We start from the raw sequence: 4,842 nt of genomic DNA, 5'->3' as shown, positions 1-4,842 counted from the left end.
ACTACCACAATTTGCCTGTTTATCCTTTCGGAGACCGGGCTAAGTCCGAGTCAATCAAGTGGTGCATTTGGGTTAATGTCGTTGGCTGGTATTTAATGAGAACGTGACAAGCGCCTCTCACGTTGCTAAGATTGGATTGCGACGTCTAATCTGAGCAACGAATGCACAAGATTTAGAGTACCAGAGCCCTGTGATGCTGTCACGGGGCTTTGTTACATCTGAAGCCTGATAAATTTCATAAATTCAATTCGCAACGCTCGCCGCAAGGCGTGAACTTGTTTCACGTCGAGGAAGCGTCATATCATCTAATGCTCGTTGAGTCGCCATACTCCTGAAACTAATAAGTGCTAATTGCGTACTAATTTAATGCTAAATAAGTGTTAATTCTGGAAGCCTTCCCCATTGTCGTGCCTGTAATTTTGTTTTGTTAGTTTGGGTGTAAAAGCAACAACCAAAAAGAATACAAAAGAAAAGCATTAAAAATACCAACCAGATTTACCCTGATTGCCAGAAAAATGATTTATTTTTGATTGATAAATGCATTATTAATGGTTGAATTTTTATGTCTATGCTTGATGTATGTATTATTTTTGCATGAATAATGCATTCTTTTTGATTGATTTAAAAATCTTAAAAATAGCACTTATTAATTACAGGCACGACGTCGATGTATACATGGAGTTAATACTCCACATCTAATCGGCATGCTTAGGGAATAAATTCCCTAATACCCTTTTTATATCTCTACGAGCTATTTTTTGACCATGCAGGATAGGGATAGATGGACAAAATGTAGCCACATTTTATTCTATCCCTCCTGAACTTGCAGTTGGCTGTTAAAGCAAAAATGAGTTTAACCTCGTTTTTTCAGATTTCCGGTCATCATTTAAAATGCTACCGCCCTCGTTTTACTCGGTTGGTCAAATCGCCGATCCCCACAAAACAAGTTTGTGGGGATCGGCGATTTCAGTTCAAATTTTCATTCAATCTGAATGATGTTAAAAAGGAACTAAAGCGGCGTATAAACCGTTCTAAATTTTCAGCATGGATTTGGATGTTTGATAGGGTGATCGGGTCTTAAAATGGCGTACAGGGATTGCTACGGGGATGAACGGGCGGTTTTATATATCTAACTCGCCCGTTTAACATAAAAGGGATTATTTGTAGTGATCTAGCTTCCAACGTGCTTCTAAATCCTCTAATAATTCAAAAGTTATATCTTTAGCAAAGCCTTTCATTTCTGGATGGTAGCTAACCAAAAGAGAGATTTTTTGATTTGAGTGAGTCCTCTCTTTTAAGATGAATACTTCTGCCTTACCATAGGGAGTCCCTAAGATAATTTCTTCTGGTGCTCGTCTAATCGGATTACCAATATGTTTATAGAACCATTGGTCAGTCATGACCTGTTCTAACCCAAAGGGGATTTTATTGGGAAATACCCAGCCATTTTTCATCTTATCGGGGATTAATGTCAGTGTAATTTCAGCGAGTTTTTTTGATGGGTTTTCAAAAGCTAAAAAAACATATTCTTTTCTCATCCATAACTTTAAAGTAATATCACCCGAATTCCCTTGCGGTTTAGTTTTATAAGGGATTAACCCATCGTCATAAAGTTCATCATAGGTATCCCCTAATCGCCGTACTAAGGCTTCAATATTCACACTCATTGGTATAATCCTCTTGCCCTATTTAATCGGTGTATTTCTGCCAAAACTTCATCCAACTTTTCATCCGATACATTATATTCCGCTTTTAAACATCGTCGATCGGCTTCCCAATTTCGCTCAACCGCTGCTTTTAAATCCTGACCGTCATACTCTTTTCGACGTAATTTGATGTCATCTTCTAGTTCAACCCAGCTATTATTTCTGCCACCGTAGGTTTCACTGCATTCTAGGTGTACGGATCTCGGGATAGCGACGGATGCTACTTTATCTAATTCTATTGCTAAATCTTTACTCGATATTCTTGGTCTTAATTTTCTTAAATAAATTTCGGCTGCGGCTTGTGAAGGAAGATGGTCAATCTCATAGAGTTTTTGTCTAGAACGTCCTTTAAAATTTCCGTAATAATCGACTTCTAAAAATTTCACTGGTGCCTTTTGAAAATAGACATAAATGGCGGGCACTTCCCCCCAAGGGTCGACAATAATAAAATCATTAAAATCGTCTTCTTCCAAGGGAAAGGTTTCGACCCAACCTTCTTGTCGTTCTTCAGGAAAACCAGGAGGCGCATTCAGCGATTGTTCAGGAATAGGGTTCGGTAAGCGCCAAATTTCTTGAGGTTCAGGTAACGGGAGTGGGGGCGTTGTATAGCCAAACTCACCCCCATCATGAATAAGCGTTTCTTGTCGCCCATTATCCAAACTAAACTTAACAGCATGAAAAGCATCACTAGTGTCTGAGGGGATATATTCTGCGGTATTCCTCACCATGTCCCAATGAAATGTTCCTTCAATATCAGGATCTAAGAATGTGGCAGTGCCATCTTCATGACGCTCGGCAAATCGGACTCTGACATGATTGAGTCCGCTGGCTTCATTGACAACATACCCAGCGACCTTGGTGGCATATCCTGTACTTTCATCATCAACAATCCTGAATCGAACGCCCGTGATGACGGTGCTTTTTTTATGAGCAAGCTGCCGTAAAGTGGCTTCTTCCGTATAATTATGTCCTTTGACTGTCTGCGATGAGCGAGAAAATCCGCCGACTAAAAGGGGGGAATTTATCAATCTTCCAATGAACATTTGGTCTTCATTTGGATCCCCAGCAGGCGCAGAGTAAAAAAGTAAGCCTAAAACTCCCCATCGAGAGGCAATCGCAACATCTTTAACGGCTTTAGCCGCATCGAGGACACCTTGATAAGGTACGGTTGTGGGTTTAAAAATAGGTTTCGGTAATACAATCGATTTAGGCGGGGCATAGGATAGTGAACGTGCTTCCATAAACAGTTTAGCCGATGAGATAGAAACAGAAACCGGTGTGACTTGTCCCCCCGCAGTCGTTTTTCCTATCTCGTTATTTTTCCCGCGAATAAGGTATTCAGGCATCTGTCACTTCCTAAAATAAATAGATTTAATGAAGTAAGAATAGTGAATGAAATAGATATTGATGTAGGAATAATCAGCTTCGGATAAGACCCATTATGTTAAACGGGTGAGTTTACACCTTAAAACTGCCCGTTCATCCCCATTAAATCCGCTCAAAACGATTTTAAGACACTATCACCCTATCAAACACCCAAATCCATCCAGAAAGTTTAGAACGGTTTCTGTGACGTTTGAGGGCGTTTTTAACATTTCTTTTTTTAAACCTAAAAATACGGTTAAAGTCTTTAAAAGCACTCAATTCTTGATGAGGTATCGGATGAAAACGAAAAAAAAAGTAAAACCCGAAACTGAGATGCGTAAATGGAAAAGGCTCAATCAAATGGTAAAAAGGAAAAATCGGTTTAGTCAGGCGCAAATAGAACAATGGAAAAAGGAACAAGAAGACCAAGAGCAACGAGATGCATGGATGACTGAAAGCGAAGAAGTGATAAAACGCCACATGAGAGACTTGTAGCGTTTAACGTAAAAGGGATTAGGTGAACATGTTTTTACAACTACTGTTATAGGTATCCAATATGAAAAAAGGTCAGTTTGTTTATGATACGTGTGCTTTGTTTTTGGAGCATATCAAGAATTCTAACTTGTATAATAAATATCGAAATGACGGAGAGATTAAAGGAGTTCACTCGAGGTTATTAGAGCGGTTATTTCATCCAGAAGAACACTTTTATTTGAAGGGGTATTCTAAGAAGTATCTTGAAATGAAAGAAAAAGATATAAATCACAAGGGCTATAAAGAGCATATTGTTCCTATGTCATTTTTAACATGGGAGCTAATTGAGTTATTAGATTCAAATATTAGCGATGATGAGATTATAAATATTTTAAAACGTTGCTTGGGGGTTGTATATATAACGGAGCAAGAGGCTAGCCATATGGATTTTGATTTAAAGTTAAAAAATAAAATGCCTGACGGTTGGGATTTGGTTAGTGGTGATCCTTATGATAGATTGCATATAGCCAATATAGAAATTGTTGATTTTTATGAATAAAATAAATGATGTCATTCTATTTAATGAGGGCAAAATATCTTGCCATGTGAACAATTATAAAATTAATGAGTTATTAAATAGTCTATCCCGTGAATTGGTTTTGTCTGGATATTATTATATTCAATGGTTACTCCCTGTCATTGGGGATAGCAAGTGGCATACTAATACGAAGAAATTGAGTGAAGATGACTTTATTTATATTAGTGGCTCTAAAATAGCAAATGAAAATATATTAAGGTCAGTAAAAACGATTTTGTTATATTTCAATATAAGTTTAGATGATGACCTCTGTTTAAATAGCAGTCTAGATGTGAATTCAAGTTACTGGCTTTCTGGTATAGGTCATGTGGAGAAGAAACTATCTAGAATAATGCTATGTCTTTTTTATTTAGATAATAAACTCCTTGCCTTTGAGTTAAGGGATTTGAGTATTTGCTTGCTACAAAAATACGGATTTAAGACAAAAAAATCGGTAAAAGAAACCATTGTCTTCTGGGAGAGTATTTTTGATATGAGGATCACATATTAGTAAAATAGCTGGTGAAGATGGTGTGTATGGGGTCTTTCAGACCGTTAAAAACGGAACTGTTAATTTTTAAGGTAAGAATACCTAATGCCCCAATGTGGTACTAATCAAAACGGAGCGAAGCGACAGCGTCTTCCTGTCTTTGCTTTTCTCCATGATCGGTTATTGGGTCATGGTTTCTTAGCTCGTTAATCTGGCTAAGTCTGGTTAGG

At 37.8% G+C, this 4,842-nt stretch carries 5 protein-coding genes; 3 read left to right on the top strand and 2 right to left on the bottom strand.

Annotation, left to right across the window (positions count from 1 at the left end; all coding sequences use genetic code 11):
• Positions 1-1,157 precede the first annotated feature (1,157 nt).
• Both R5R67_RS18845 and R5R67_RS18840 read right to left on the bottom strand, forming a co-directional pair.
• Positions 1,158-1,667 (bottom strand): DUF6392 family protein, encoded by a 510-nt coding sequence (locus tag R5R67_RS18845; protein WP_318755153.1) that lies wholly within the window; start codon positions 1,665-1,667, stop codon positions 1,158-1,160.
• A complete protein-coding gene (locus tag R5R67_RS18840) occupies positions 1,664-3,052 on the bottom strand; it encodes an S-type pyocin domain-containing protein (RefSeq protein ID WP_318755152.1) in 1,389 nt (462 codons plus the stop codon). The genes R5R67_RS18845 and R5R67_RS18840 overlap by 4 nt, the downstream gene beginning before the upstream one ends.
• A 316-nt stretch (positions 3,053-3,368) precedes the next feature.
• Here R5R67_RS18840 and R5R67_RS18835 point away from each other — a divergent pair, with 316 nt between their 5' ends.
• The 3 genes from R5R67_RS18835 to R5R67_RS18825 all read left to right on the top strand — a co-directional run bounded on the left by R5R67_RS18835 (position 3,369) and on the right by R5R67_RS18825 (position 4,633).
• Positions 3,369-3,566 carry a hypothetical protein gene (locus R5R67_RS18835; RefSeq protein WP_318755151.1) on the top strand — a complete coding sequence of 66 codons (198 nt, stop codon included), beginning with the start codon at positions 3,369-3,371 and terminating at the stop codon, positions 3,564-3,566.
• Between the two features lie 61 nt (positions 3,567-3,627).
• Complete coding sequence (locus tag R5R67_RS18830) at positions 3,628-4,104, top strand: hypothetical protein (RefSeq protein ID WP_318755150.1); 477 nt, start codon at positions 3,628-3,630, stop codon at positions 4,102-4,104.
• On the top strand, positions 4,097-4,633 hold the full coding sequence (locus R5R67_RS18825) for an opioid growth factor receptor-related protein (protein WP_318755149.1): 537 nt from the start codon (positions 4,097-4,099) through the stop codon (positions 4,631-4,633). The genes R5R67_RS18830 and R5R67_RS18825 overlap by 8 nt, the downstream gene beginning before the upstream one ends.
• The last annotated feature ends 209 nt before the right edge of the window (positions 4,634-4,842 follow it).

This window comes from Acinetobacter sp. OYA S30 (genome assembly GCF_033599315.1).
Classification (GTDB): Bacteria; Pseudomonadota; Gammaproteobacteria; order Pseudomonadales; family Moraxellaceae; genus Acinetobacter; species Acinetobacter baumannii.
Note: the sequence above shows the minus strand (reverse complement) of the source record. Positions and strands in the feature narration are given on the sequence as shown.